The organism is Rhodococcus sp. 320_ES (assembly GCF_059691855.1).
In genome coordinates this window covers 531,962-558,405 of record NZ_JCAWAG010000004.1, presented here as the reverse complement: position 1 = coordinate 558,405, position 26,444 = coordinate 531,962, and the positions used below count along the sequence as shown (strand labels likewise).

Genomic DNA, 26,444 nt, shown 5'->3' with positions numbered 1-26,444 from the left:
GTCTGCCTGAAACAAGCTGTGCCCGATTGAGCTAGTTTCACCTCTGTGACCTACCTGTGGGAGCAACACACCTGCCTGCCACTGGAAGCAACGGCCGACGTCGCCGAGTTGGCGCGGTACCCGGCGCGGTCCTATCTGTCCGTGAACGTCGGGTATTCGCCGCATTCCTTCGCCGTCTCGAACGCGTTGCTCGACGACTTCCAGCGAAAGGCGTTGGACGACGGACGTTTCGACCTCGTCTCCAGCGCCTCGGACATCGATGAGGCGCTGGCTGCGGGTCGACGGGCGCTGGCGTTCGACCTCGAGGATTCCGGACCCCTCGCGGGTGATCTGGACAACGTGCGGCACTTCTACGCCCGCGGTGTCCGCTCGCTGCTGCCGTCGTACAACCACGCGAACGCGGCGGGATGCGGATGCCTGGACGCGACCGACACCGGACTGACGGCCCACGGCCGCGACCTGGTGCGAGAGATGAACGCTGTCGGCATGTTCGTCGACGGATCGCACTGTTCCGTTCGGACCGGACTCGACATCGCGGAGGTCACCGAGGTGCCGATGATCTACAGCCACTCCAATTTCGCGTCGGTGTGGTCGCACCCGCGCAACATCACCGACGATCAGGCGCGGGCGTGCGCGTCGACCGGCGGAGTGATCGGGATCAACGGGGTGGGGATCTTCCTCGGCGTGTACCGGCAGGACCAGCGGCGTGAGCGCGTCGAGGCCATGGCCGACCACGTCGAGTACGGCGTCGACCTCGTCGGAATCGGGCATATCGGTGTGGGATCGGACTATTCGTTCGATCACGCGGAGTTCAACGCGGCCCTCGCCGCACACCCGGAGGCGTTCTCCGACGAGTACACCAAATACGGACCGCTGCACTGGGTACCGCCGGAGGACACGGTCACTTTGCCCGATGTGCTCCGTTCGCGAGGGTTCGACGACGCGGCCGTCGACGCGGTGTTCGGAGGAAACTTCCGCCGAATTGCCGATCAGGTGTGGAAGTAGCCGCCGAGTGGGTACTACCCCGTCATGACTTCAGTTCCAGACATCACCCTGAACAACGGCAACACGATCCCGCAGCTCGGCTTCGGCGTCTTCCAGATCGATCCGGCCGACACGGCAGCAGCCGTGCGCACGGCCCTCGAAGTGGGCTACCGCCACCTCGACACCGCCGAGATGTACGGCAACGAGAAGGAGACGGGCCAGGGAGTGCGCGACGCCGGCATCGACCGCGGCGACGTGTTCATCACCAGCAAGCTCAACAACGGCTACCACAAGCCCGACGACGCGCGTCGTGCGTTCGACGAGACGCTGAAGAAGCTCGGCTCGGATTACGTCGACCTGTTTCTCATTCACTGGCCGCTGCCGACCCGCTACGACGGTGACTTCGTCTCCACCTGGAAGGTCCTCGAGGAATTCGCGAAGGACGGACGCGCGCGCAACGTCGGCGTCTCGAACTTCCAGCAGGCACACCTCGAGCGGCTCGAACGCGAGTGCGACCTCACCCCGGCGGTGAACCAGATCGAGGTGCACCCGTACTTCACCAACGGCCAGGTGCGTGCGTACGGCCAGGGCAAGAACATCGCCACCGAGGCCTGGTCGCCGATCGCGCAGGGCAAGGTTCTGGACGATCCGCGGATCACCGAGATCGCGAACGACGTCCAGAAGAGCACCGCTCAGGTGGTCTTGCGCTGGCACATTCAGCGCGGGGACATCATCTTCCCGAAGTCGGTCACCGAGAAGCGTGTTCGCGACAACTTCGACATCTTCGACTTCGAGCTGAGCGACCGGGCGATGGAAGACATCACCGCACTCGACAAGGGCGAGGAAGGCCGCACCGGCCCGAACCCCGACACGTTCGACATGATTCCCGACTGATTCGACGCATGAAATAAACACACGAAAGGTCCGGTTACTTCCTGGTAGCCGGACCTTTTGATGTGTGTCCGTATCGACCGGACTAGGGTGTGTTTTCGTGACCTCACACTATGACGTCGTTGTCCTCGGAGCCGGCCCCGGTGGGTATGTCGCTGCTATCCGCGCGGCACAACTTGGGCTCAAAACCGCCATCGTCGAGAAGAAGTACTGGGGCGGTGTCTGCCTGAACGTGGGCTGCATCCCGTCCAAGGCTCTTCTCCGTAACGCCGAACTGGCACACCTGTTCGCGAAGGAAAAGAAGACCTTCGGGATCTCCGGTGACGCGTCGTTCGACTTCGGTGCCGCGTACGACCGCAGCCGCAAGGTGGCCGACGGTCGCGTCAAGGGCATTCACTTCCTGATGAAGAAGAACAAGATCGACCAGTTCGACGGGTTGGGCAGCTTCACCGACGCCAACACCATCGAGGTCGATCTGAGCAAGGGTGACACCGAGACGCTCACCTTCGACAACGCGATCATCTCGACCGGCAGCGTGACGAAGCTGCTGCCCGGCACCGAGCTGAGCAAGAACGTCGTCACCTACGAAGAGCAGATCATGGACAAGGAGCTTCCCGGCTCCATCCTGATCGTCGGCGCCGGCGCGATCGGCATGGAGTTCGCGTACGTGCACAGCAACTACGGCGTGGACGTCACCGTGGTCGAGTACCTCGACCGTGCGCTGCCGAACGAGGACGCCGACGTCTCCAAGGAGATCGAGAAGCAGTACAAGAAGCTCGGCGTGAAGATCCGCACCGGTGCGGCTGTGCAGTCGATCGACGACGACGGCAGCAAGGTCACCGTCACGATCAAGGACAACAAGTCGGGCGAGACCGACACGGTCACCGTCGACCGCGTGATGCAGTCCGTCGGTTTCGCACCTCGCGTCGAAGGCTTCGGCCTCGAGAAGACCGGTGTCGAGCTGACCGACCGTGGCGCCATCGGCATCACGAACACCATGCAGACCAACGTGCCGCACATCTACGCCATCGGTGACGTCACGGCAAAGCTGCAGCTCGCTCACGTCGCAGAGGCGCAGGGCGTGGTTGCGGCCGAGTCGATCGCGGGCGCCGAGACGCTCCCCATCGACGACTACTCGATGATGCCGCGTGCCACCTTCTGCCAGCCGCAGGTCGCCTCGTTCGGGTTGACCGAGCAGCAGGCGAAGGACGCCGGCCACGACATCAAGGTCGCCACGTTCCCGATGACCGCCAACGGCAAGGCGCACGGCCTCGGTGACCCCACCGGCTTCGTGAAGCTCATCGCCGACACCAAGTACGGCGAGCTGATCGGTGGGCACCTCATCGGACCGGACGTCTCCGAGCTTCTTCCCGAGCTGACTCTCGCTCAGAAGTGGGACCTGACTGTCACCGAGTTGGCGCGCAACGTACACACCCACCCGACGTTGTCCGAGGCGCTGCAGGAAGCGATCCACGGCCTCGCGGGGCACATGATCAACTTCTAGGCTCCGCCACCTGTGCGCGATTCAGGCCCCTCCAGGGGCGGAAATCGCGCACAGGGGGGTCAGGGGTGAGCGGCGCTGTACGCCCTCCACCCGCCGAACTCGGTGATGTCTGTGCCGCGCTCCGATGCGTCGCGAGAACAACAAAAGCCGAGGACCCAGCGTCCGTCGGACAGTTCGACCTGTGTGAGCCCCATGGGCGCAGGCAATCCTGCAACGAAGGTGCCGAGGTGGGCCGCCGCCATCCGGTAGACCTCACCGGCGATGGGGGCGCCCTCGCCCACTTCGTGGCGCACCAACCCCGGTTTCGGCGGATCCGTGTGCAGGTCGACCAGGCGGTACGCGTCGGACGTGGTGACGTCGCCCATGAAACGTGCCCTGCGCGCGGTCAATTGGGGTGCGGCGGGGAATCCGCGCAGGTGGGCGCCGACAACGAGCACGTCCACGCCTTCGTCGCTCAGCATGTCCGCAGAATCTGCGCCGACTATCCGCGCAGCCACGTCGAGCGCTACCTGATCGGCGAACGCCGGAGTCACCGTCATCACTCCGAACGGGTGGCCGTCCGCGGTCTCCTGGCCGGGGACGGCGACAGCCGCCATGTCGAGCAGGTTGCAGAAGTTGGTGAAGGTTCCGAGTCGTCGGTTGATACCGATCGGATCGTGCTGCACCGCAGCGATAGTCGGATGTTCGGTCGTCGTCGGTAGGACCAACGCGTCGACGTCGGCGAGCAGGGTCGCGGCAGTCCGTCGGGCCGCCGTCAGCGTGGCGAGGTCGTCCACGTAGTCGTGGGCGGCAGGATTTTTCGCGCCCCGCACGATCGCCGAGACGGTGTGATCCAGACCGGCCGCGCCCTTCTCGACGAAGTCGCCGACGGCGGCGTACCGCTGGGCCACGATGGCGCCGTCGTACAGCAGGAGAGCTGCATCGAGCAACGGCTCGATGTCCACCTCGACCGTCTCGAAGCCCTTGTCCACCATGGACTTCACAGTTCGGTCGAACGCGTCGCGATACTCCGGGGCGAGAGCCGACAGGTTGGCCGACGTCGGGATCGCTACCGCGGGCGCGGCGGATGCAGACAGCGGGACGGTGGCCGGCCACGGCCGGCTGCGCGGGTCGTCATCGTGTGTGCCGATCATGTATCGCGTTGCGCGGGTGGCGATTGCGAGGTCGGCGGCGAACACGGTGACGGTGTCGTAGTCGACGCACGCGGGAACGACGCCGGCAGTCGGGATCAGTCCGAGCGTCGTTTTCACTCCGACGATTCCGTGGAATGCGGCCGGGACACGACCGGATCCTGCTGTGTCCGTGCCGATTCCGATGTCGGCGATCCCGAGGGCAACGGCGACGGACGAGCCCGAGCTGGAACCGCCGGAGATTCGCTCCGAATCCCACGCGCACCGGACCGGGCCGTACGGGCTTCGGGTGCCGACGAGTCCGGTCGCGAACTGATCGAGGTTGGTCTTGCCGAGAACCACTGCGCCCTGCTCGACCAGTCGCGCGATCGCCGGTGCTGTGACCGTGGGGGTGTAGGCAAACTCCGGGCACGCGGCCGTGGTGGGCAACTCGGCGACGTCGATGTTGTCCTTGACCGCGACGACCGTGCCGGCGAGGGGGAGGTCGGCGCCGTCCGCGAGGCGCTTTTCCACCGCCGCCGCGTCGGCGAGAACGTCGTCGCGGGAGCGGAGCGTGATCCAGACTTCCGGACGGTCGACCTGGTCGATGCGGTCGAAGGCAGCGTGAACACGCTCGGTAGGCGTCGTCGTCATGGTTCGAAACTCTACGAGCGCGGGATTTCTATCAAGTGATAGAAAGTAAAGAGGTTGTTACCGGAAGTCGCGCTCGATGCGCAGCGTCTGAATCACGGTGGCCAAGCCGTCGTACTGCGTGACGAGCAGGCAGAACTCGATCAGGCGACGGTCGTCGAAGTGTGCCGCCAGCGCAGCCCACGACGAGTCCGACAGATTCTTGGTGTCCACCAGCTCGTCGACGGACTTCAGAATGGTGCGCTGACGCTCCGTCAGTCCCTCCGCCTCCGGTCCCTCGAAGATGCGGTCGCGGATCTCCGCCGTCACCCCGGCGCGTTTGCCGATGCGGATGTGGTGATCGAGTTCGTACCCACAGTCGCGGCGATGGGCGACGCGCAGGATGATGGTCTCGGTGTCGTGACGGTTGATCTTCCCGCCCGGCATCAGCCTGCCGCTGTAAAGAAGCCACGCTTGGAACAGCGAACCGGTGAGACCCAGCGTGTTGAACAAATTGGCCGCCGGAACCTTGGCAACCTTGGCTGCGATCTTCGTGAGACCGAGATTGACGACGCCCAATTCCTTGCGGCGCGTGCCCGACTTGATCCGCGGAGTAGTCACCGTATGAAACTTACCCGACGGTAAGGAAGCTGGTTGCTCAGTACGTTCGAGGGATTCCGAGAACCTTCGTGGCGTCGACGGTCAGGCCGAGTCGCGAGGTGGGTTTCAGTACGGGCACATCGGGGGCGGCCCCCGAGGCGAGCGCTCCGACGACGTCGGCTCCGGCGATCACGAAGTCCGACGTGGCGCGCCGAATGTGGTTGGCCGACGTCGCGAGCACCACGGAGGTGGCGCCCAGCGACTTCACGATCGTCATCGAGTTCAGTGCGTTCTGCACGGTCTGATTGGCCTCGGTCTCGGCGTGCACGCGCTCGGGGTCGAGGCCACGCGAGACGAGCCAGTCACGCATGACCTCGCCTTCGGCGACGCCGTTCTGACGATTTCCGCCCGTGACGACGACGGGCGAACTCGGTGATGCCTGCGCCCCCTTCAGGCCGGCCTCGAGTCGGTCGACGAGTTCCGGGCGCATCGAACCGTCGGGCAGGAGCCCGAAACCGAGGACGACGATCGCTGTGTCGGCACCGTTCAGGACGGGGGCGTAGTCGATGGTCGATTCGGCTGCGGTGGAGATGGTGTCGAGTGCGGCGCGTACGCGCGTGGCAAGGTCGGGATCGAGGGTGTCCAGCCGGACGAGTGCGGCGTCGCGGGCTGCGGTGTCACCACCTGCGTTCGTGTAGAACGCCTGCAGCGCAACGACATTGGCGTCGGACGGGGCAGTGGCGGTGAGGGAGCCGAGGGCGGCGAGTCCCGATTTCGTACTTGCCGGTGACCAGGTCGGCCTGCGCGGAGTTGTACCGGTCGGCGGGTGCGAGCGCTGTCTCGGCGGCGGCAGCGGGTGCGAACGCGACGAGCATCGCTGCGACCACTGCGACGGAGGGCCCGGTGAACCGCATGATGTGACAGTAGCTCACGTATGTGGCTGATGTGAACCGTGGGACTCAAGTTACATTGCTGTGATTTGGGTTGAGCAGCAGCAGGTTTGGGCGGCAGTCCTACTTCAGAACGTACGGCGACACACTGCTGCGGTGCTCGTTGATGTCGAGCGCTTTGCCGAGCGGGGGGAACGCGCGCTGCGGGCAGTTGTCACGTTCGCAGACGCGGCAACCGGCTCCGATGGGTGTCGCCGACGCCGTGTCCCCGAGGTCCAGTCCGTCCGCGTAGACGAGCCGTGAGCCGTGGCGCACCTCGCACCCCAGTCCGATCGCGAACGTCTTGCCCGGTTCGCCGTAGCGCGCCGCCCGGCGTTCGACCGTTCGCGCGATCCACAGGTAGCGGCGGCCGTCGGGCATCTCGGCGATCTGCGTCATGATCTTGCCCGGGTACGCGAACGTCTCGTACACGTTCCACAGCGGGCAGGTGCCGCCGCTCGACGAGAAGTGAAAACCGGTGGCCGACTGACGTTTCGACATGTTGCCGGCGCGGTCGACGCGCACGAACGAGAACGGAACCCCCCGCAGCGACGGCCGTTGCAGGGTGGAGAGACGGTGGCAGATGGTCTCGTAGCTGATGGAGTAGAAAGCCGACAGCCGCTCGATGTCGTAGCGGAACGTCTCGGCCATGTCGTGGAAGTGCGCGTAGGGCAGCACCGTCGCGGCCGCGAAATAGTTGGCGAATCCGAGGCTCGCGAGCGATCGGGACTCGTCGGTGGTGAAGTCGCCTTCGTCGACCATCCGGCGAATGAGGTCGCCGCATTCGAAGTAGGCGAGTTCCGCTGCGAACCGGAACACCTTCTGTCCGCCCGACAGGCGCGGCGAGATCTCGAGCAACCGCGTCTTGGCGTCGAAGCGATGAAGGACGTTCTCGCCCAGATCGATTCGTTCCACGACCTGAACGTCGTACAGGGTGCGCAGGCGCTTGGAGATCTCGCCGGAGAAGTCGCCTCGGTGCGATCGCAGTTTGGTCGCGAGATCCTCTGCAGCTCTGTCGAGTTCGTCCAGGTAGTTCTGGCGCTCGTAGAAGTGGTCGCGCACTTCCTCGTGCGGCTTGCTGATGGCGCCGCTTCCGCTGCCGTCGGCGAACCTGTCCTCCGTTGCCAGGGCGAGCTGGGCGGTGGTGTTGCGGTAGCGACGATGCATGTTCACCATGGCCCGCGCGAGCGACGGATGTGACGCGACCAGATCCGAGAGCTCTTCGACATCGGCGTCCGCGCCGACGTCCTGATCCAGCACCACCTCGCGGAGTTCGGCCACCAGACGGGTGTCGTCCTGGGAGGAGAAGAACGTGGTGTCGACGCCGAACACCTCGGTGATCCGAGTGAGAACGGCGACCGACAGCGGGCGCACGTCGTGCTCGATCTGATTGAGGTAGCTCGCCGAGATGTCGAGTTGCTTCGCGAGCGTGACCTGACTGAATCCGCGCTCGGTACGTAGTTGTCGGAGCCTGGTCCCGACGAAGGTCTTGGCCATGCAGCCAGGGTACTAGCGGTGCGAAACCCGCCTTGGCAACGCTGTTAATTCTGTGAGGCAGCGGCGGACTGCAGCGCGAAGAGACAGGCATTCGAGTCGTTCGACCACGGGAAGCAATCGGGCGGCGCCCGGCAGATCGGCGGGAAGCGCGGTCATGCGCACCGCACGGTACTCACCCGTGGCCCATGCCTGCTTGAAGCCCGTGGTGCCGACACCCAGATCGATCCGATCGACGCCGATCTCGCGGGCGCGATCGAGCAGAGCTTCCAGCATCTGGTGTCCGGGTTGGGCGTCGGAATACGCAGGGTCGTAGTGGGTGAGCCAGCCTTCCAAGGTCGCATCGGAGCGCACCATGAACAACTGGCCGACACCGACGTCGCCGATCGTGAGGCGGGCGACGACGAGACGGCCGGCGTCGGCTTCTGCGTCGAGAACCGAGCGGACCAGATCGCCGACCGGCGGCGCGAGGTAGTCCGTACGGTCGTGGCCCTCGACGGCGACCGCGGACAACCGGGTCATGTCGTCCCAGCTCATGTCCAGTTCGGCAGCGCTGGTGAGGAACTCGACGGAGATGGGCGTTCCTGCGTCGACGTAGTCGCGGCGTGTCGACCGAAGCCGGCGACGCGCTCCGCGGCTGCGCAATCCGATCGCGCCGGGACCGCAGGAGGGCACGTCCACGACCGTGACGGCGGCGGAATCTCCCACCGTCGACCGCCACTTCGGGCTGGTCGTCACATAGGCGACTGACGGGTCGCGCCCGTCCATGGCGGCGAGATGAATCCCGATCCGCTGCGCCGCCAGTGCCGACCACAACGCGTCGACTGCACGTGCGTCCTCGGCCAGAATTTCGCCGATCATTCCCAAGCTGTCGCCCGTGACCCGCGCGACGCGCAGCGGACCGTATCGGCGCACGAGCAATGGAGCGAGTGCCACCAGCCGATTTCCGCGGTGAACCGTCACGAGCAACGGTCGACGCGATCGCCGCAGTCGGACCGAACCGCGCGAGTACTCCGGACGCGCCGCGACGTGCCGCCCGACCCGCGCCGCCAGGTCGTGCCATTCGGCCCACAGGGCATCGGTGAGCACGACGCCGATCGACGCGGTGTCGGCGAGAGACTCGACCGCGTGCGTCGGACTGTATGAATCGTTCACTACACAAACCGTACCGAAAGTTTGTTTTGGACGTTTAGTCCGAATGAATGAACCTCGACAACGTGCGGAGAAGTGATATGCGTCACACCAGCCGCCGTCGGCCGATCGTCGCGGTCGCGTGTGGCCATCAGCAAAAAGTACGCCTGTACTGCTATTTTCCATCTCGTCGGACGGTCATCTTCGCAAAATTAGCTCTCCTTGCGAAAATCGTAGCCTGTGTTCGCAGTCGTAGCTGGTAGACACCCCTTTTTGCGTGTGCCATTCTCGGAAAGTACATCCGATATGCCTGGCAAGGCTGCGAAGTCCCGCCAGGGAACAGAGTCAGCAAACAGAGACGGAGCTTTTGATGTCGACCACCGGCACCCCGAAGACCACCGAAGAGATCCAGCAGGACTGGGACACCAACCCCCGCTGGAAGGGCGTCACTCGCAACTTCACGGCACAGCAGGTCGCCGATCTGCAGGGCACTGTCGTCGAAGAAGCCACCCTCGCTCGCCGTGGTAGCGAGATCCTGTGGGACCTCGTGAACAACGAGGACTACATCAACTCGCTCGGTGCCCTCACCGGCAACCAGGCCGTGCAGCAGGTTCGCGCCGGCCTCCAGGCGATCTACCTCTCCGGCTGGCAGGTCGCCGGCGACGCCAACCTCTCCGGCCACACCTACCCGGACCAGAGCCTCTACCCGGCCAACTCGGTGCCGTCCGTCGTGCGTCGCATCAACAACGCGCTCCTGCGCGCCGACGAGATCGCCAAGATCGAGGGCGACACCTCGGTCAAGAACTGGGTTGCCCCGATCGTCGCCGACGCCGAGGCCGGCTTCGGTGGCGCGCTGAACGCCTACGAACTGCAGAAGGCCATGATCGCGGCCGGCGCAGCCGGAGTGCACTGGGAAGACCAGCTCGCGTCGGAGAAGAAGTGCGGCCACCTCGGTGGCAAGGTGCTCATCCCGACCCAGCAGCACATCCGCACGCTGACCTCCGCGCGTCTCGCGTCCGACGTCGCCGGCGTCCCCTCGGTCATCATCGCCCGCACCGACGCCGAGGCAGCCACGCTGATCACCTCCGACGTCGACGAGCGCGACCGCGAATTCCTCGACGGAACCCGCACCGCAGAAGGATTCTTCGGCGTCAAGAACGGCATCGAGCCCTGCATCGCGCGCGCCAAGGCATACGCCCCGTACGCCGACCTCATCTGGATGGAGACCGGCGTGCCGGATCTCGAGGTCGCCAAGAAGTTCTCCGAGTCCGTCCGCAGCGAATTCCCGGACCAGCTGCTGGCCTACAACTGCTCGCCTTCGTTCAACTGGAAGGCGCACCTGGACGACGCGACCATCGCGAAGTTCCAGAAGGAGCTCGGCGCAATGGGATTCAAGTTCCAGTTCATCACCCTCGCCGGCTTCCACTCGCTCAACTACGGCATGTTCGACCTGGCGCACGGCTACGCCCGCGAAGGCATGACCGCGTTCGTCGACCTGCAGGAGCGCGAGTTCAAGGCCGCCGAAGAGCGTGGCTTCACCGCCATCAAGCACCAGCGTGAGGTCGGCGCCGGCTACTTCGACCGCATCGCCACCACCGTCGACCCGAACACCTCGACGGCGGCGCTGAAGGGCTCGACCGAAGAGGGCCAGTTCCACTGATCCCCCTCTCGGCGTAATTCAACGCACCAGTCAGGCGGCTCGCGACATCCGTTGCGGGCCGCCTGACTCGTACCCGCCCGGTTCGCTCGTACCCCTGCAGGGTTACCCCCATCTTCCTTTTCCTTTGTGCTGCAACGCTTTTTAGGAGATTCTGTGACCGTCGAGAGGGTGGGGGTGGTCGGTGCCGGGCAGATGGGCGCCGGCGTCGCCGAAGTCTGCGCCCTCGCCGGGGTCGACGTGCTCGTGTACGAACCCACACGCGAACTGCGGCAGCTCGGGCGTGCCCGAGTGACCGACTCTTTGGACCGCGCGGTGCGCAGCGGGATCCTGACCGAACGTGAGCGCGCTCGATCGCTGAAGTGTCTGCGCTTCGCCTCCGACCTAGGGGAGTTCCGAGACCGCCAACTCGTCGTCGAAGCGGTGGTCGAAGACGAGAAGATCAAGTGCGACATCGTCGAAGAGCTCGATTCCGTCGTCGTCGATCCCGGTGCCGTACTCGCGTCGAGCACCTCCTCGATTCCCATCCTCACGCTGAGCAAAGCGGCGCAGCACCCCTGCCGCGTGATCGGTCTGCACTTCTTCAACCCCGTCACCGTCCTGCCGCTCGTCGAACTGATCTCCACCGACGCCACCGACGCCGACGTGATCGCTCGGGCCGAGGCCTTCGCGACCGACGTGCTGGGCAAACAGGTCGTCCACGGTCCGGATCGATCGGGCTACGTGGTCAACGCTCTACTCGTGCCGTATCTGCTGTCGGCCATTCGCATGCTCGAATCCGGAATCGCGTCCAAGAAGGACATCGACCGCGCGACGGTCCTCGGACTGTCGCATCCCGTGGGCCCGCTGGCCCTGTCCGACCTGATGGGCCTCGACACCGTCAAGATCATCGCCGAGAAGATGTACGACGAGTTCGGCGAACCGCTGTACCGCCCACCGGCGCTGCTCGCCCGCATGGTCGATGCGGGCCGATTGGGTCAGAAATCCGGCGAAGGGTTCTACGAATACCGTCGCTGAGTGACACGTCACAGTGACTCTCCTACAACTTCGCCGTCACACTTGTCGATCGTCACCCAACTGTCCCAAAAACAGGCTTCGATCCCGTTTTGGACGCTAGGTTCTAGCTCGACTCGCTCACCGCTGTGCTGAGTTCGGGGTGCAGTGCCCACTGGGGTGCAGGACGTAGGGGGATCGACATCGCAATCACAACAGTGTTCACGTCGCGGGTCACGACGGGAATGCGCACCTTCGGTCGCTTCGCGGATCTGTCCGTCGCGGCGTTCGTCTCCCTCGTCCGAGACATCGCTGGGCTGCGTTTCCCCACGCGTGAAGCAGTCGACCAGGCATGGTTCATGGTCACCGTCACCGTGCTTCCCGCGATCCTGGTGTCGATCCCGTTCGGTGTCATCGTCTCCGTCCAGGTCGGCAGCCTGACGACCCAGATCGGCGCGACGTCCATCGCCGGGGCCGCCGGCGGGCTGGGAGTGATCCGACAGGGCGCACCCATCGTCACGGCCCTGCTCCTGGGCGGTGCAGCCGGCTCGGCCATCGCCGCCGATCTCGGCGCTCGTACCGTGCGCGACGAGATCGACGCGATGCGCGTGATGGGTATCGATCCGATCCGTCGCCTCGCGGCCCCCCGCTTGGCGGCGATGCTCGTGGTTGCACCGTTGTTGTGCTCACTCGTGATCTTCATGGGCCTGATCGCCGGCTACGTGGTGAACGTCGGTTTCCAGGACGGCACCCCCGGCAGCTACCTCGCGTCGTTCGGTTCGTTCGCCTCGATGGCCGACCTCGTCGTCGCGCTGGTGAAAGCGGAGATCTTCGGAGCGATCGTGGTCCTGGTCGCCTGCCAACGTGGTTTCGAGGCCACCTCCGGCCCGCGCGGCGTCGCGAACGCGGTCAACGCATCGGTCGTCGTCGGTGTCATCTCGGCGTTCGTCGTCAACGTCCTTGCGACGCAACTCGTGTCCATGTTCCTGCCACAGAGACTTGGCTGATCCCACGTGACTATCTCTCGCTACACGCCCCCCGGGACGTCGCCCCTGATTCGCGCCGGACGCAGCGTCGTACGCGTGCCGTCCAGTGCCGTCGAGCACCTCGGGCATCAGATCACCTTCATGCTGCAGGTGCTGGCCGCCATCCCGCACACCCTTCGTGCCTACCGCCGGCAGACGATGCTCGTCCTCACCGACATCACCTGGGGCAGTGGCAATCTCGTCGTCGGCGGCGGCACCGTGTCGGTCCTGGTGATTCTGGGCGTCGCGGTGGGTTCCTCGATCGGCATCGAGGGCTACAACGCCCTCAACCTGGTCGGCATGGGTCCTCTCACGGGCTTCATCTCCGCGTACGCGAGTACCCGTGAGCTGGCACCGATGATCGCGGCCATCGGTTTCGCGGCGCAGGCCGGATGCCGAATGACGGCCGAGATCGGGGCGATGCGCATCTCCGAGGAGATCGACGCACTCGAAGTCGTCGGCATCCGCTCGATCCCGTTCGTGGTCACCACCCGTGTGATCGCCGGAATCGTCACCATCATCCCGCTGTACCTGCTGACGCTGATCCTGACGTACCTGTCGGCGTCGTTGGTGGTGTCCCTCGTCGGCAACCAGGCATCCGGGACGTACGACCACTACTTCTCGACGTTCCTACAGCTGACCGATCTGGGTTATTCGCTGCTCAAGGCGACGATCTTCGTCGCCGTCGTCATCATGATCCACGGCTACCAGGGTTACTACGCCACGGGTGGACCGGAAGGTGTCGGGCGAGCCTCGGGTCGCGCCATCCGGGCGTCGCTCATCGCGATCGTCATTCTGGACATGATTCTGACCGTGGTCATCTGGGGTGTCGACGTCGGCATCAGGATTTCGGGGTAGGGCGACATGGCTGTCTTCGACGATCTCTCCCGCCGTTCGGCCGGCCCCCGCATGCTGCGGCTGCGGGGTCTGGTGCTGGCCGTCGTGCTCGTGCTCGTGGCCGTGCTGCTGTACCGGTACGCCGTGGGCGACTTCAAGAGCAAATTCGACGTCACCATCGACACCGCCTCTGTCGGTGACGGTTTGGCCGTGGGGTCCGATGTCAAGTACCGCGGTCTGCCCGTCGGTCGAGTCGACGAGATCGAGTCGCTCGGCTTCGGGCAACAGCGCGTCCACGCGAGTATCGACCCCGCGTCTGCGGCCGCACTCACCGACGACACGACGGTTCGCTTCTCGTCGGCGACCGTGTTCGGTGCGACGGTCATCGAGCTGTTCTCCGAGGGCAAGGGGAATCCGCTTCGTCAGGATTCCGTCCTGAAGCTCGGCCCGGAGACCGAAACCGCAACGGTCACCGGCGTTTTCCGACGCCTCGCGACCCTCACGGACGTGCTGGACGCGGACAACACCAACCGCGTGCTCGACTTGATGTCGCGGGTGTCGAACGAGTTCGGTGACAATCTCGAGCCGTTCTTCGACACCGCTCAGATGCTGGCCGAAACGCAACGAGCTCCGCTCGGGTGGAAGCTTCAGCGCGGAGCTGTGCTGGCCGACGGACTGAGAACCTCGATCGGACCGGTGACCGACGTGATCAGCCAGGTGGTCGACAGCAGTGAGTACTTCCAGAACCCGGTGAACCGAGACCGCGCGATCAAGGCGATGTCCGGACTCGGCACCGGTCTCACCGTTCCTCTCGGTGACCTGTTCCGAGACAACAACGCCAACCTGAAGCCGGCCATCGACACGTTGTTGGACATCGTGTTGCCGGTCGCGCTGTCCGCGGGAACGCTGGCGCCGTCCTACCAGCGCCTTCCCGGAGTGCTGAAGGGGGTCGACGATGCGTTCCCCAACGTCGACGGAAAGGTCCAGTTGCAGCTCGCCGTGATCGTGAAGAACATGCCCACTCTCGCCGGCCCGGCGGCGACGTTCGCGAGCCTGGCCGGAGTGCCGCGATGAGCCGGCGCGCAGAGGTGAAGTCCACCGCTGCAGGCATTCCCACGGGAACGCTGGTCAAGCTGGGCGTCTTCGCGGTGGTGGCGATCCTGTGCCTCGTCCTCGTCGGTGGCGCCCTGGGCAACGGATCGGGCGCCGAGCGGTCGTCCTACGACGCGCGATTCAACGACGTGTCCGGTCTGTACCAAGGTGACGACGTCCGCATGTCCGGTGTTCTGGTCGGCACGGTCACCGGTATCGACCTCGACGGCGGACAGGCCAAGGTGTCCTTCGACGTCGATGCCGACCGCGGTCTGCGCTCGACCACGAAAGCCGCTGTGCGCTATCAGAACCTGCTCGGTCAGCGGTACCTCGAGCTGGTTCCGTCGGACGATCAGGGGTCGGAACTGCCGTCTGGGTCGACGATCAGCGATGACATGACCATCCCGTCGTTCGACATCACCACCCTGTTCGACGGATTCCAGCCGATCTTCGACACCCTCGACACGAACCAGGTCAACCTGTTCGCGCAGAACGTGTTGGACCTCGTGCAGGGCGACGGTTCCGGACTCGGTCCGGTTCTCCGCGATCTCGACGGCCTGACCACTTACGCCCAGCAGCGCGAGAACATCATCGTTCTGCTCATCCGCAACCTCGGAGCCATCTCGGGTGTGGTCGGCGAACGGTCCGAACAACTCGGGCGACTCTTCGCCGAGCTCGATCGGGTGGTGTCGACCTTCGGCAACCAGGCCGACGAGCTGCTGAAGGCGGTCGACGACATCAACACCGGTCAGGGTCCGTTCCTCGACATCGGTGAACAACTCCGCGACATCTACGACTCCTCGTACGGCCCGCTGGACGGCCAGTTCCATCGCCTCGTTCCCGGTGCGCAGCAGATCGTGGATCTGCTGGCCATGACGCCCGGCCTGCTGCGTTCCTTCGACGACTCGCTGAAGTCCGCACCGGGGGGCGCGACGTACGCCTGCTCGTCCGGCGACACCGACATTCCCGGTATCGGTTCGGTCGTGCTCGGAAACCAGAAACTGAAGGTGTGCAAATGAGTTCGGTTCGCGCCGGCAGTCAGACGCTGTGGGGGATCGTCGGCATCGTGGCCGTGGTGGTCGCGATCGTCGCCGCCGTCGTGGTGTACGTGCTTCCGATCGGACACGACACGTACACGGCTGCATTCGAGACCACCGGCGGTGCCCACGCGGGCGACGACGTCCGTGTGGCCGGCATCTCCGTCGGCTCGGTCAAGTCGATGGAACTGGTCGACAACCACGTCGAGGTGACCTTCGAGGTGAAGAAGGGCATGGTCCTCGGCGACGCGACGTCGGTGGGAGTTCGGCTTTTGACGCCCGTCGGCGGCCGCTACCTCTCGCTGGTACCCGCCGGGGACAACGAGCTGCCGAACGGTCAGATTCCGATCGAGCACACGCGGGTCCCGTTCACGCTGTCCGACACCATCGAGTCCGTCACCCCGATTCTGCGCGACCTGGACGGAAAGACGTTGCGACAGACGGTCGCCGAGATCGACAAGGCGGTTCAGGCTCAGCCCGACGCCATCCGTGACGTCACCAACAATCTGACGTCTCTGACCGGTGTGATCGCGGACCGCCAAGACGATCTGGACAAGAGTCTGAAGGTCGCGGACGAGTACATCGGCGAACTCGGCACCGATCGAGAGATCCTCCTCGGGCTTCTGAAGCAGATCGGCATCATCACCGCCAAGCTGGGAGCCAAGCGCATGGACGTCGCGTTGGCCGCCGACAAGCTGTATCGACTGTTCAACCTGCTGCACCGGCCCATCGTGGCCCTCGATCAGGGGCTCGGGCCGTCGATCGACGAGATCGAGAAGATCGTGGCCACTCTCAAGCAGTCGACGACGCCGCTCGACGATGCGATTTCGGCCGGCCGTGAGTTCGCGGACTCGATGTCGGGACTGCTCGACACCGGCAGGGGGCCCGTGATCGACCGTAGTGCCGCCGTGGTCACCGGGACGGACATCTGTGTCCCACTTCCAGGAAAGGTGTGCTGACGTGGCCGCTGGCAAGAAATTGGTCCTCGGCGCCGTGGTACTGGTGGTGGCGATCGGGGCGGGGACGGCGGCGTCGTCCGCAGCGCAGCTGATCGGTACGTCGTCGTCCGACGTGTGCGCCGAGCTGACCGACTCGGTGGGTCTGTACGAGGGCAACAACGTCACCCTGCTCGGCATCCCGGTCGGTGAGGTCAAGACCATCGAACCGCAGGGCGATCACGTGCGGGTGACGATGTCGGTGCAGGACTCGCTGCAGTTGCCGGCCGACATCGGCGCCGTGACCATGTCGGACTCGATCGTCACCGATCGCCGTCTGGAACTGACCAAGACGTACGGCGACGGCCCGACTTTCGATCGCAGCCAATGCATTCCGCTCGAGCGCACGCGTACGCCCATCGGCATCAGCGACACCCTCGAGGCGGTCAACAAGCTCGGTGCGGAGCTGCTCGGCACCACCTCGACCACCGATCCGAACAACCCGCAGCCGCCCAAGGAGCAGATCCTCGGCGACACCCTGCGGTCGCTGAACACAGCGCTGGACGGGAGCGGTAACGAGCTGGGTACCGCGCTGTCGCAGATCTCGTCGCTCGTGGGCAATCCCGCCGACAAGGACACCCTTGTTCGCCGCATGATGGACAACATCGACCTGCTGACGACCACGTTGGTCGATCGGTGGCCCGATATCACGTTGCTGATCGAGAACCTGAAGCAGGGTCTCGGTGCGGCGGGTGACTTCTCGGAGCGCTTCGCTCAGGCCATCGACCTCACGGTGGAGTTCCTCCCGATCCTCGGAAAGGTTCTGCCGAAGGTGGCGCCGACCGTCTACAAGATCTTCGACGTCCTGGTGCCCATCGTGGCCATCGTGCTGAACAAGGTGGGCGACATCGCGAGCATTCTCAGCCGCGTGCCCCGAGCGACCCAGCAGGTGAACACCATGTACGACCAGACGAATGCTGCTGCGGCACTGACGTTTGCTCCGCCGAGCTTTCAGCTGCCCGACGCCATGGGCAAGACGGTGAACGTTGATTTGGTTCCGCTGATCCTCGGTGCGGCGGGTACGCGATGAAACGCGCAGTCGCGGCTCTGCTGGCCCTCACCCTGACCGCCACCGTGTCCGGGTGCGGTGCGTCGATCGCGGACCTGCCGGTGCCGGGCAGCTACGTCTCCGGTCCCACCTACGACGTCGACATCCAGTTCTCGAGCGTTCTGAACTTGCCGGCCAAGGCGAAGGTGGTTCTCGACGGTGTGGACGTCGGGCTGCTCGACTCGGTGACACTGAACGGAAACTCGGCGGTGGCCCGTGTGTCCATTCAGGACGCGGTGAGTCTGCCCGCCATGACGCGTGCGGAACTTCGCCAGGGCACTCTCCTCGGTGAGATCTACATCGCGTTGGAGCGCCCGACGGACGGCGGCGGACAGGGGTCGTCGCTGCGCGACGGCGACGTGATTCCGCTCGATCGAACCAAACCGGCGGACAACGTCGAAGACGTCCTGCGAGGGTTGTCCGAGGTGGTTGCCGGCGGTCACATCGCCGACTTCCAACGGTCCATCGATCGGTTCAATCGGGCGATCCCTCAGGACCCTGCGACCGTCGATCTGATCAACAACAAGGCTCGTCAGGCCCTGACGGATCTTGCGACGCACTCGGGCGAACTCGACCGCATTCTGAACTCGGCGGAAACCGTGACGAAATCCTTCGTGGACAAGTCCGACACCCTCGAGACGATGCTGACCGTCGGTCCGGAACGGGTGGGCGGTCTCGCCGACGCGTTGCTGGTGGTGGTGAGCGCGCTCATCGACCTCGGGTACATGTCCCGCGGAATCGGCGACCTCGTCAACCCCATCGCGGGTGACCTGAAAAGCGTTCTGTCGACGCTGAAGCCGACCATCCTCACGGTCGCGAACGCCGACCTCAGCATCCCGATGCTGGCGTCGCAGATGGACGATCTGCTGCGCGAGAAACTGGTGCCGTTCTTCGCGTCGACTCCCAACGTGCGCATCACGTCGGTGTCGGGCGAGAGCAGTCCCGGTGCGGCGCCAGTGGATCGGGCCAACGAGATGATCACGGTACTGCGATCGATCGGAATCGTGCGATGAAGAACTCGATCCTCTCGGCGTCGGCCCTCGCGCTGGTCGCGGTGGTGGGCGTCGGTTACCTGGCGTTGGACGTTCTCGACATGGACCCGCGCCGGGACTACTCGGAGATCACCGTGCCCCTCACCACGTCCGGCGGCTTGACCGAGTCGTCGCGAGTGACGTTGCGCGGCACGGCGATCGGCACGGTCGACCACATCGACGTCGGTGCCGACGGGTTGCGCGCGGTAGTCAGAGTGGATGCATCGCAACAGATCCCGACCGGCACCGAGGTCAAGGTGTCGAACCTCTCGGCCGCCGGCGAGCAGTTCCTGGACTTCCGCCCCGCGTCCACGTCGGGTCCGTATCTGCGCGACGGGGACACCGTGGCGGCGGAGAACGTCGACGTCTCGCCCAGTGTGAGCGACACGTTGGCGGTGGCCGACGCTCTGACCGCGGAGATAGACTCCAACGCGATCGGCGGCATCGTGAACACGGTCGATGTGGCGACTCGGGGCCGGGAAAGCGATGTCGACAACATCGTCGAGGTGCTCAGGCTGCTCTCGCTCACCCTGTCCGACCGTAAGGATCAAGTACGACGGTTGTACTACAACCTGCAGGTGCTCGGTGAGAAGAACTACGCCGATCAGCTCGGGCCCCGCCTTGCCGATTCGGTTCCCGAGTTGTCCGCGTCGGGTGATGCGCTCGAGCACCTCATCAACTCGTATCAGGCGTATTCGTATGTCGGCGAGAACGTCTGGGACGGCGAACTGGGCCGCCTCGTTCCGAAGATCGACGAGTACATCAGCCAGCTCTCACCCGACCTCGGCTTCATCTCGACGGTGCTGCGTCCGGTGACCAAGCCCCTGAGGCCGCTTCGGTTCGACGCGGGTGCGCTGGTGAACATGCTCGAGCAAGTGTTCCCGCAGGGTGGTCCCGCGAGGGTCGCCGTGACGCTGCCGGACAAGTAGAAGCGTCACCGACAGATCAGCTTTGAACGCTCCACCGATAGAAGAGAAGGCACGCATGACCATCGATCTCGACAAGAAGACGTCCGACGACACCGCCGCGGCGAAGGACACCGAGGCTGAGCCCACCGAAGCCAAGGAGGCCGACGCCACGGACAAGGCGCCCCGATCGCGCGGGCGGATCGTCACCGTCGTCGCCGTGGTGGTCGCCGTGATCGCTGTCGTGGCCGCTGTGGTCGCGGGCCTCGCGTGGCGTTCCGCCGACAGCGCACTGACCGCCGATCGTGCGGCAGCCGCGGACCGGCAGACCGCGATCGACACGGCCCGTGCGTACACCGAACGGTCACTGACGTACGCCCACACCGATCTCGACGGATTCTTCGCCGGTGTCGAGGACGGCACGACCGACGCTCTGAAGGAGCGCTTCGAGGGTGTGCGAGACGTGTTGTCTCAGATCATGACTCAGTCGCAGGTGGTGGCGTCGGGCAAGGTGAACGCGGCAACGGTGACGGGCCAGGACGGTGACACGTACACCGTGTCGGTGTTCGCGACCCAGACGACGCAGAACCTGCAGCAGCCCGAACCCGGTGCGGTGCCGACGTTGCTGACCGTGACCGTCCAGCACGACGGTGACCAGTGGCTCGTCACCGATTACGGCGCCGACACCGGCCAGTGACGGTCAGCTGTTGGTTGCACTGACGAACTGCGCGACTCCTCGTAGATCCTGATCGATGTCGGTGAACCCGGCGTCGCGCAGGATGTCGGTGAAGGTCGTTTTCTCGAACATACGGATGCCGCTGACGGCCGCCCCGGCGGTGACCGCTGCTCTGAGCGGGGCGAACGAACCCCCGTAGCTGGTCATCAGGGCAATGCGTCCACCCGGTTTGACCACGCGCACGAGTTCGCCGACGACCGTGAACGGTTCCGGCACCAAATACAGTGCCGCGTAACAGCACACGGCATCGAAGGTCGCGTCGGCGTAGGGGAGTGTGCGAGCGTCGCCCCGAACGTAGGCGGCGCGGGGACCGCGATTGTCTCGAACAGCTCGGGCGAGCATCGGAGCGGAGATGTCGAAGCCGACTGCGATGCCGTCGCCGCCCAGTTTGCCGGAGAGGAACTTCGTGAAATTGCCGGGCCCGCACGCGACGTCGAGGACGGTCATGTCACCGCCGAGTCGAAGGTCGGCCACGGCGCGGCGTCGTTCGTCGTCGACCGACATGCTGGAGACACCCATCGCGATCCGGCCCAGTGCCGGGCGCCAGAGGTTCTCGTATATCGCGGCGACAACGGGATTGTTCATCGCGTGCTGCGCGATGGTCGGTGTCGGTGCGTTCGCAGCCTCGGGAAGAACGTCGACGTATCCGTCCGAGGTGCTCACGCGCGCGGCGCGCGCCGTGTCGATCATCTCGGCTGCGCGATGCAGTGCGTCGTCCGCGGAGGGCTGGGCGTGGCGGGCTGCGTCCATGTCTCACGGTAGCGCGCACATCGCCCGGGAGTCGATGGAGTTCGTCTGCACTACGGGACCGTCGGACGGTGCTGTTGCACGAAGTTTGTGGAGATAAACGGGCACGTCGTCCCATGAGCGAGCCAGACCCGGTAGGAAGAACAACAGCAGCGAGATCGTCGCGGATGGGGTGGGCACAGATGGGGTGGGTACAACAGTGGCAGTGATTCGGACACGAGTGTTGGTGATCGGTACCGGGTTCTCCGGAATCGGGATGGCCATCAAACTGAAGGAGGCCGGTCACCACGATTTCGTGATCGTCGACAAGTCCGACGACGTGGGCGGCACGTGGCGAGACAACACCTATCCCGGGTGTGCGTGCGACGTTCCCTCACACCTCTACTCGTTCTCGTTCGAGCCGAACACCGAGTGGTCTCAAATGTGGTCCGGGCAGCCCGAAATTCTGGCCTACCTGCGCAGGGTCGTCGACAAACACCAACTGCGCGAACACATTCGGTTCAACCGCACGTGCGCAGGCGGTCGGTGGGATCCCGAAGAGGCGGTGTGGCACATCGACACCGTCGAAGGTGACACGATCGTCGCGCAGTTCGTCGTGTCGGGAGTCGGTGCGCTCCACATTCCCAACGTCCCGGACCTGCCCGGTGCCGACAGCTTCGACGGTCCGGCGTTTCATTCGGCGCGGTGGGACCACTCCGTCGATCTGACCGGCAAACGGGTCGCGGTCATCGGAACCGGCGCCAGCGCAGTCCAATTCGTGCCGCAGATCGTGGACCGGGTCGCCGAACTGCAGCTCTATCAGCGGACCCCGGCGTGGGTGACACCGCGCAGGAACTTCCGCATTCCGTCGGCAGCACGGACCGCGTTCCGCTCGATTCCCGGTGCGCGACGGCTGTTCCGCGACGCCATCTACTGGTTCGCCGAGACGCTGGCGTTCGGGCTGAACGGTCGCCCGTACCTGATGCGGCCGATCGAGAAGGCGGCGAAGAAGAACATCGCCAAGGCAATTGCGGATCCGGCGCTCCGCACGAAGCTGACCCCCGACTACCGAATCGGCTGCAAGCGAATCCTGGGCTCCAACACGTACTACCCGGCTCTCGCGCGTGAGCACTCGCACGTGATCACCGACGGGATCGAGAAGGTGACCCCGCGCGGCATCGTCGCCCGCGACGGCGTCGAACGCGACGTCGACGTGATCATCTATGCGACCGGTTTCCACGTGACGGACGGATTCGAGAGCATCGACATCGCCGGCCTCGAGGGAACGCGTCTCGTCCCGCACTGGGAGGAGAACGGAATCCGGACGCACCTCGGCATCACCGCCGCCGGCTACCCCAACGCCTTCTTCCTGCTCGGGCCGAACACCGGGCTCGGGCACAACTCGGTCGTGTTCATGATCGAGCAGCAGATCTCGTATGTCGTCGAGGCGATCGGGCTGGTCGACTCGGCGTCTGCGCAGGCCATCGTCGTGCGCGACGAGGCACAGGACCGCTTCGACACCGAGCTGCACCACAAGCTCTCCCGCGGCGTCTGGTCCACGGGTGGATGCACCAGCTGGTACCTCGACGCGTCAGGTGTGAACCGCACCATCTGGCCGGGAGGTACGTGGCAGTACTGGCTCCGCACCCGCTCGGTCGACCCGAGCGACTACGAGTTCATCGGAGTACGCCGCGATACCCCCACCGAGATCACAGCACTCGAGGAGGTGTCGCGGTGAGGTCGTTCGACCGCAAGGTCGCGGTGATCACGGGCGCCGGTTCGGGAATCGGCGCGGCGTTGGCGCTCGAACTGGCGAGGCGCGGCGCGCGTCTCGCACTGTCCGACGTCGACTCCGCAGCCGTGGCGAAGACAGCCGCGGGATGCGAAGGCCTGGGCGCCGAGGCGGTCCCGTTCACCCTCGACGTGAGCGACCGCGCGGCGGTATACGCGCACGCCGACGAGGTTCGTTCCCACTTCGGAACGGTGAACCTCGTGGTCAACAACGCGGGCGTCGCGCTCGGCGGTGACGTGATCGACATGTCCTGGGAAGACTTCGAGTGGTTGATGAACATCGACTTCTGGGGAGTCGCGCACGGCACGAAAGCGTTCCTGCCTGCACTCGTGGAGTCGGGTGACGGGCACCTGGTCAACATCTCCAGCGTGTTCGGTCTGGTGGGGGTTCCCGGCCAGAGTGCCTACAACGCAGCGAAGTTCGCGGTCCGCGGGTTCACCGAAGCTCTGCGGCAGGAGATGCGGATCGCGGGACACCCGGTGGGCGTCACCTGCGTACACCCGGGCGGCATCAAGACCAATATCGTCAAGTTCGCGCGCGGCATGGACGACATGGGCGATCCGGAGACGCGGTCGAAGGCATTCCAGCGATTCGCCGTCACGAAGCCGACCCGAGCTGCCAACGTCATCCTGGCAGGAGTGGAGAAGAACAAGCCGCGGGTGTTGATCGGTCCGGACGCGCGCGGCTTCGATGCGGTGCCGAGGGTGTTCGGTCCTCGGTATCAAGACGTGTCTGCAGCCCTGACTCGCTTGGGAAACAGCGTGGGCAACACGGTGGGTGATCGGTTCACGCGGTCGTCCTGACGGCTACTGTAGGTGTAACCCTGTCGTCACAGACAGATTGATTCAATATTCGATCAACAGGAGAAGGATCACATCATGGCTTCGTCAACCGCTCCCACCGTGCTCGGAATCGGCCTCGCCGCCACCGGAGCCGCGCACTTCGTGATGCCCGACGCCTTCGCCGGCATCACCTCCGCAGCGTTCCCGAAAGACGTCCGGACCTGGACTTATCGCAACGGAGCCACCGAACTGGCCGTCGGCACCGCCATCGCGATTCCGCAGACCCGCCGACTCGGATTCCTCGCCCTCGCAGGCTACGTCGGATTCCTCGGATATCGGGCGTACACGGCACGCTGACCACCCGGGGCAGGGCACACTTGGTTTACGAGTCAACGATGCATGGGTAGACATGTATTCATGTCCACAGCTACCGCATACACAGCCACTGCCCCCGACGCTCCCCTGGAGAAGACGACGATCGAACGTCGCGATCTGGGCCCGAAGGACGTCCTGATCGACGTCAAGTTCGCGGGCATCTGCCACTCCGACATCCACACGGCTCGCAACGAGTGGGGCGGCACCACATATCCGGTGGTCCCCGGACACGAAATCGCGGGAATCGTCGCCGAGGTCGGTTCCGACGTCACCACCCGCAAGGTCGGCGACCGCGTCGGCGTCGGCTGCTTCGTCGATTCCTGCGGCAAGTGCGAAGCCTGCCTGGACGGTGACGAGCAGTACTGCACCAAGGGCGTCGTGCAGACGTACAACTCGAAGACCTACGAGGGAGAGTTCACCAACGGCGGCTACTCCACTCAGATCGTCGTGACGGAGAGCTTCGTGCTCGGCATCCCCGAGGGCGTCGAACTCGACGTCGCCGCGCCGCTCCTGTGCGCCGGCATCACGCTGTACTCGCCGCTCAAGCACTGGGGAGCCGGTCCCGGCAAGAAGGTCGCCATCATCGGCATGGGCGGACTGGGCCACATCGGCGTCAAGATCGCCCACGCCCTCGGTGCCCACGTCACCGTGCTCAGCCAGACCACCAGCAAGGAAGACGACGGCAAGAAGTATGGCGCCGACGAGTACTACGCAACCAAGGGCACCTCGGCGCTGAAGGATCTGCGCGGCAAGTTCGACCTGATCCTCAACACCGTGTCGGCCAACCTGCCCATGGGTGATTACCTCGGTCTGCTCGCCCGCAACGGCACGCTCGTCGAGCTGGGTGTTCCCGAGAAGCCCCTCGAGGTCCCCGCGTTCAACCTGCTCTCGAACCGTCGCTCGTTCGCCGGTTCCATGGTCGGCGGCATCGCCGAGACCCAGGAAATGCTGGACTTCTGCGCCGAGAACCACATCGGCGCCGAGATCGAGGTCATCCCGGCCGAGCAGATCAACGAGGCGTACGACCGCGTCGTCAAGTCCGACGTGCGCTACCGCTTCGTGATCGACGCGTCGACGTTCTGAACTTCGACGTTCTGATCCTGCCTTCCACCGACCGAGGGGCACCCTCACGTCGGTAGGTCGACCGAATGTGCCCCTGACTCCGTGAACGGAGTCAGGGGCACGTCGTCTGTTCCGGGACGATCACGCCGTGACGATCAAGCCTGCGCCAACCTCTTCTTCTCCACCTCGACGTCGAAATCGGCCGGCGGCCACTGCAGGTCGAACGACTCCAGCGCGTGGATCAGCAGTTCGGTGACGGCGAGATGGGCGAACCATTTCCGGTCGCTGGGCAGCACGTACCAGGGTGCGTATTCGGTGTTCGTGCGGTCCAGGACGGCTTGGTAGGCCTCCTGGTACTTCGGCCAGAACCCACGCTCGGTGACGTCGCCCGGGTTGTACTTCCAGAACTTGTCCTCGCGTTCGAGCCGCTCCTCGAGCCGCGCCTTCTGCTCGTCCAGGGACACGAACATGGCCACCTTGACGATGGTGGTTCCGCTCTCGGTGACCCGTCTCTCGAACTCGTTGATCTCGTCGTACCGCGCCTCCCACACCTCCTGCGGGACCAGGCCGTGCACCCGGACGACGAGAACGTCCTCGTAATGCGATCTGTCGAACACGCCGATCTGTCCGGCGGCGGGTAGTTCTTTCTCGATCCGCCACAGGAACGGGTGCCGCTTCTCCTCGTCGGTGGGCACGCCGAACGCGGAGTGCGAGACGCCCTGCGGATCCACCATCCCGATCACGTGCCGGACCATCCCGCCCTTGCCTGCGGTGTCCATGCCCTGCAGCACGAGCAGCACGCTGCGGTGATCGCCGGATCGCCCGTTCGCGTACAACTTCTCCTGCAGCGCGGCGAGGACGGCGCCCCGTTCGGCCAGCAACTCGCGGCCGTCGCTCTTGTTGCCGTCGAATCCCGGTGTTGCCCGCGCATCGATCTCCGCGACTCGGGTGTTCGCGTCTGCTCGCAGCGCGACGTGTGCTTCGGTACTCCAGGTAGCCATGGTGTCGAATGGTAAGGCGGAACGAGAAACGAGTAGTGCACTACTCGGGCGGCGGCCGAAATCGACAGTAATCTTCTG

Annotated in this window: 26 protein-coding genes; 18 read left to right on the top strand and 8 right to left on the bottom strand. The window is 65.0% G+C overall.

What is annotated here, in order from left to right:
• Nucleotides 1–45 precede the first annotated feature (45 nt).
• The 3 genes from AC59JP_RS17025 to lpdA all read left to right on the top strand — a co-directional run bounded on the left by AC59JP_RS17025 (nt 46) and on the right by lpdA (nt 3,379).
• The gene (locus AC59JP_RS17025; protein WP_497326970.1) at nt 46–1,005 is read left to right on the top strand and encodes a dipeptidase; all 960 of its coding nucleotides are present in this window, start codon (nt 46–48) and stop codon (nt 1,003–1,005) included.
• Between the two features lie 24 nt (nt 1,006–1,029).
• Entirely contained in the window at nt 1,030–1,878 is an 849-nt protein-coding gene (locus tag AC59JP_RS17020) for an aldo/keto reductase (protein WP_497326969.1), read from the top strand.
• A gap of 97 nt (nt 1,879–1,975) precedes the next feature.
• Complete coding sequence (lpdA, locus tag AC59JP_RS17015) at nt 1,976–3,379, top strand: dihydrolipoyl dehydrogenase (RefSeq protein WP_497326968.1); 1,404 nt, start codon at nt 1,976–1,978, stop codon at nt 3,377–3,379.
• Between the two features lie 59 nt (nt 3,380–3,438).
• Here the strand turns inward: lpdA and atzF are convergent, their stop codons facing one another.
• The 6 genes from atzF to AC59JP_RS16985 all read right to left on the bottom strand — a co-directional run bounded on the left by atzF (nt 3,439) and on the right by AC59JP_RS16985 (nt 9,296).
• The gene (gene atzF / locus AC59JP_RS17010; protein WP_497326967.1) at nt 3,439–5,142 is read right to left on the bottom strand and encodes an allophanate hydrolase; all 1,704 of its coding nucleotides are present in this window, start codon (nt 5,140–5,142) and stop codon (nt 3,439–3,441) included.
• 57 nt (nt 5,143–5,199) lie between these two features.
• On the bottom strand, nt 5,200–5,739 hold the full coding sequence (locus tag AC59JP_RS17005; protein WP_497326966.1) for a carboxymuconolactone decarboxylase family protein: 540 nt from the start codon (nt 5,737–5,739) through the stop codon (nt 5,200–5,202).
• A gap of 37 nt (nt 5,740–5,776) precedes the next feature.
• A complete protein-coding gene (locus AC59JP_RS17000) occupies nt 5,777–6,247 on the bottom strand; it encodes a YdcF family protein (protein ID WP_497327101.1) in 471 nt (156 codons plus the stop codon).
• Between the two features lie 148 nt (nt 6,248–6,395).
• On the bottom strand, nt 6,396–6,632 hold the full coding sequence (locus tag AC59JP_RS16995; protein WP_497326965.1) for a hypothetical protein: 237 nt from the start codon (nt 6,630–6,632) through the stop codon (nt 6,396–6,398).
• Between the two features lie 99 nt (nt 6,633–6,731).
• Nucleotides 6,732–8,144: an acetate metabolism transcriptional regulator RamB gene (ramB, locus tag AC59JP_RS16990; protein WP_497326964.1), complete on the bottom strand. Its 1,413-nt coding sequence runs from the start codon at nt 8,142–8,144 to the stop codon at nt 6,732–6,734.
• Between the two features lie 12 nt (nt 8,145–8,156).
• Nucleotides 8,157–9,296 carry a GNAT family N-acetyltransferase gene (locus AC59JP_RS16985; RefSeq protein WP_497326963.1) on the bottom strand — a complete coding sequence of 380 codons (1,140 nt, stop codon included), beginning with the start codon at nt 9,294–9,296 and terminating at the stop codon, nt 8,157–8,159.
• A gap of 346 nt (nt 9,297–9,642) precedes the next feature.
• On the opposite strand from AC59JP_RS16985, the gene aceA reads away from it, so the two are divergent.
• From aceA to AC59JP_RS16930, 11 genes are all read left to right on the top strand, one after another.
• Nucleotides 9,643–10,932 carry an isocitrate lyase gene (aceA, locus tag AC59JP_RS16980; protein ID WP_497326962.1) on the top strand — a complete coding sequence of 430 codons (1,290 nt, stop codon included), beginning with the start codon at nt 9,643–9,645 and terminating at the stop codon, nt 10,930–10,932.
• A 153-nt stretch (nt 10,933–11,085) separates the two neighbouring features.
• Nucleotides 11,086–11,946, top strand: a complete 861-nt coding sequence (locus tag AC59JP_RS16975) for a 3-hydroxybutyryl-CoA dehydrogenase (RefSeq protein WP_497326961.1) — start codon at nt 11,086–11,088, stop codon at nt 11,944–11,946.
• A gap of 221 nt (nt 11,947–12,167) precedes the next feature.
• On the top strand, nt 12,168–12,929 hold the full coding sequence (locus AC59JP_RS16970) for an MlaE family ABC transporter permease (RefSeq protein WP_497326960.1): 762 nt from the start codon (nt 12,168–12,170) through the stop codon (nt 12,927–12,929).
• A gap of 6 nt (nt 12,930–12,935) precedes the next feature.
• Nucleotides 12,936–13,805, top strand: coding sequence for an ABC transporter permease (locus AC59JP_RS16965; RefSeq protein WP_497326959.1), 870 nt, complete (start codon nt 12,936–12,938; stop codon nt 13,803–13,805).
• Nucleotides 13,806–13,811: 6 nt separating this feature from the next.
• A complete protein-coding gene (locus tag AC59JP_RS16960) occupies nt 13,812–14,858 on the top strand; it encodes an MlaD family protein (protein WP_497326958.1) in 1,047 nt (348 codons plus the stop codon).
• Nucleotides 14,855–15,895 carry an MlaD family protein gene (locus tag AC59JP_RS16955; RefSeq protein ID WP_497326957.1) on the top strand — a complete coding sequence of 347 codons (1,041 nt, stop codon included), beginning with the start codon at nt 14,855–14,857 and terminating at the stop codon, nt 15,893–15,895. Before AC59JP_RS16960 ends, AC59JP_RS16955 begins: the two co-directional genes overlap by 4 nt.
• On the top strand, nt 15,892–16,872 hold the full coding sequence (locus AC59JP_RS16950; protein ID WP_497326956.1) for an MlaD family protein: 981 nt from the start codon (nt 15,892–15,894) through the stop codon (nt 16,870–16,872). Before AC59JP_RS16955 ends, AC59JP_RS16950 begins: the two co-directional genes overlap by 4 nt.
• Nucleotide 16,873: 1 nt before the next feature.
• Entirely contained in the window at nt 16,874–17,938 is a 1,065-nt protein-coding gene (locus AC59JP_RS16945; protein WP_497326955.1) for an MCE family protein, read from the top strand.
• Nucleotides 17,935–18,969 carry an MlaD family protein gene (locus AC59JP_RS16940; protein WP_497326954.1) on the top strand — a complete coding sequence of 345 codons (1,035 nt, stop codon included), beginning with the start codon at nt 17,935–17,937 and terminating at the stop codon, nt 18,967–18,969. The genes AC59JP_RS16945 and AC59JP_RS16940 overlap by 4 nt, the downstream gene beginning before the upstream one ends.
• Nucleotides 18,966–19,916, top strand: coding sequence for an MlaD family protein (locus tag AC59JP_RS16935; protein WP_497326953.1), 951 nt, complete (start codon nt 18,966–18,968; stop codon nt 19,914–19,916). Before AC59JP_RS16940 ends, AC59JP_RS16935 begins: the two co-directional genes overlap by 4 nt.
• Nucleotides 19,917–19,971: 55 nt before the next feature.
• Nucleotides 19,972–20,589 (top strand): Rv1363c family protein, encoded by a 618-nt coding sequence (locus AC59JP_RS16930; protein ID WP_497326952.1) that lies wholly within the window; start codon nt 19,972–19,974, stop codon nt 20,587–20,589.
• Between the two features lie 3 nt (nt 20,590–20,592).
• On the opposite strand, the gene AC59JP_RS16925 is transcribed toward AC59JP_RS16930, so the two are convergent.
• The gene (locus AC59JP_RS16925) at nt 20,593–21,378 is read right to left on the bottom strand and encodes a class I SAM-dependent methyltransferase (protein WP_497326951.1); all 786 of its coding nucleotides are present in this window, start codon (nt 21,376–21,378) and stop codon (nt 20,593–20,595) included.
• A 154-nt stretch (nt 21,379–21,532) separates the two neighbouring features.
• Here AC59JP_RS16925 and AC59JP_RS16920 point away from each other — a divergent pair, with 154 nt between their 5' ends.
• The 4 genes from AC59JP_RS16920 to AC59JP_RS16905 all read left to right on the top strand — a co-directional run bounded on the left by AC59JP_RS16920 (nt 21,533) and on the right by AC59JP_RS16905 (nt 25,386).
• Entirely contained in the window at nt 21,533–23,092 is a 1,560-nt protein-coding gene (locus AC59JP_RS16920) for a flavin-containing monooxygenase (protein WP_497327100.1), read from the top strand.
• Entirely contained in the window at nt 23,089–23,949 is an 861-nt protein-coding gene (locus AC59JP_RS16915; RefSeq protein WP_497326950.1) for an SDR family NAD(P)-dependent oxidoreductase, read from the top strand. Before AC59JP_RS16920 ends, AC59JP_RS16915 begins: the two co-directional genes overlap by 4 nt.
• 75 nt (nt 23,950–24,024) lie before the next feature.
• Nucleotides 24,025–24,285 (top strand): DoxX-related protein, encoded by a 261-nt coding sequence (locus AC59JP_RS16910; protein ID WP_497326949.1) that lies wholly within the window; start codon nt 24,025–24,027, stop codon nt 24,283–24,285.
• Nucleotides 24,286–24,345: 60 nt separating this feature from the next.
• Complete coding sequence (locus tag AC59JP_RS16905; protein ID WP_497326948.1) at nt 24,346–25,386, top strand: NAD(P)-dependent alcohol dehydrogenase; 1,041 nt, start codon at nt 24,346–24,348, stop codon at nt 25,384–25,386.
• A gap of 134 nt (nt 25,387–25,520) precedes the next feature.
• Here the strand turns inward: AC59JP_RS16905 and AC59JP_RS16900 are convergent, their stop codons facing one another.
• Nucleotides 25,521–26,366: a polyphosphate kinase 2 family protein gene (locus AC59JP_RS16900; RefSeq protein WP_497326947.1), complete on the bottom strand. Its 846-nt coding sequence runs from the start codon at nt 26,364–26,366 to the stop codon at nt 25,521–25,523.
• Nucleotides 26,367–26,444 lie beyond the last annotated feature (78 nt).

Bases quoted from the DNA above. Each gene is read 5' to 3' on its own strand.
- AC59JP_RS17020 (WP_497326969.1), top strand. From the start codon at position 1,030: ATGACTTCAGTTCCAGACATCACCCTGAACAACGGCAACACGATCCCG.
- atzF (WP_497326967.1), bottom strand. From the start codon at position 5,142: ATGACGACGACGCCTACCGAGCGTGTTCACGCTGCCTTCGACCGCATC.
- AC59JP_RS16995 (WP_497326965.1), bottom strand. From the start codon at position 6,632: ATGCGGTTCACCGGGCCCTCCGTCGCAGTGGTCGCAGCGATGCTCGTC.
- ramB (WP_497326964.1), bottom strand. From the start codon at position 8,144: ATGGCCAAGACCTTCGTCGGGACCAGGCTCCGACAACTACGTACCGAG.
- aceA (WP_497326962.1), top strand. From the start codon at position 9,643: ATGTCGACCACCGGCACCCCGAAGACCACCGAAGAGATCCAGCAGGAC.
- AC59JP_RS16970 (WP_497326960.1), top strand. From the start codon at position 12,168: ATGCGCACCTTCGGTCGCTTCGCGGATCTGTCCGTCGCGGCGTTCGTC.
- AC59JP_RS16960 (WP_497326958.1), top strand. From the start codon at position 13,812: ATGGCTGTCTTCGACGATCTCTCCCGCCGTTCGGCCGGCCCCCGCATG.
- AC59JP_RS16955 (WP_497326957.1), top strand. From the start codon at position 14,855: ATGAGCCGGCGCGCAGAGGTGAAGTCCACCGCTGCAGGCATTCCCACG.
- AC59JP_RS16950 (WP_497326956.1), top strand. From the start codon at position 15,892: ATGAGTTCGGTTCGCGCCGGCAGTCAGACGCTGTGGGGGATCGTCGGC.
- AC59JP_RS16940 (WP_497326954.1), top strand. From the start codon at position 17,935: ATGAAACGCGCAGTCGCGGCTCTGCTGGCCCTCACCCTGACCGCCACC.
- AC59JP_RS16935 (WP_497326953.1), top strand. From the start codon at position 18,966: ATGAAGAACTCGATCCTCTCGGCGTCGGCCCTCGCGCTGGTCGCGGTG.
- AC59JP_RS16930 (WP_497326952.1), top strand. From the start codon at position 19,972: ATGACCATCGATCTCGACAAGAAGACGTCCGACGACACCGCCGCGGCG.
- AC59JP_RS16925 (WP_497326951.1), bottom strand. From the start codon at position 21,378: ATGGACGCAGCCCGCCACGCCCAGCCCTCCGCGGACGACGCACTGCAT.
- AC59JP_RS16910 (WP_497326949.1), top strand. From the start codon at position 24,025: ATGGCTTCGTCAACCGCTCCCACCGTGCTCGGAATCGGCCTCGCCGCC.
- AC59JP_RS16905 (WP_497326948.1), top strand. From the start codon at position 24,346: ATGTCCACAGCTACCGCATACACAGCCACTGCCCCCGACGCTCCCCTG.
- AC59JP_RS16900 (WP_497326947.1), bottom strand. From the start codon at position 26,366: ATGGCTACCTGGAGTACCGAAGCACACGTCGCGCTGCGAGCAGACGCG.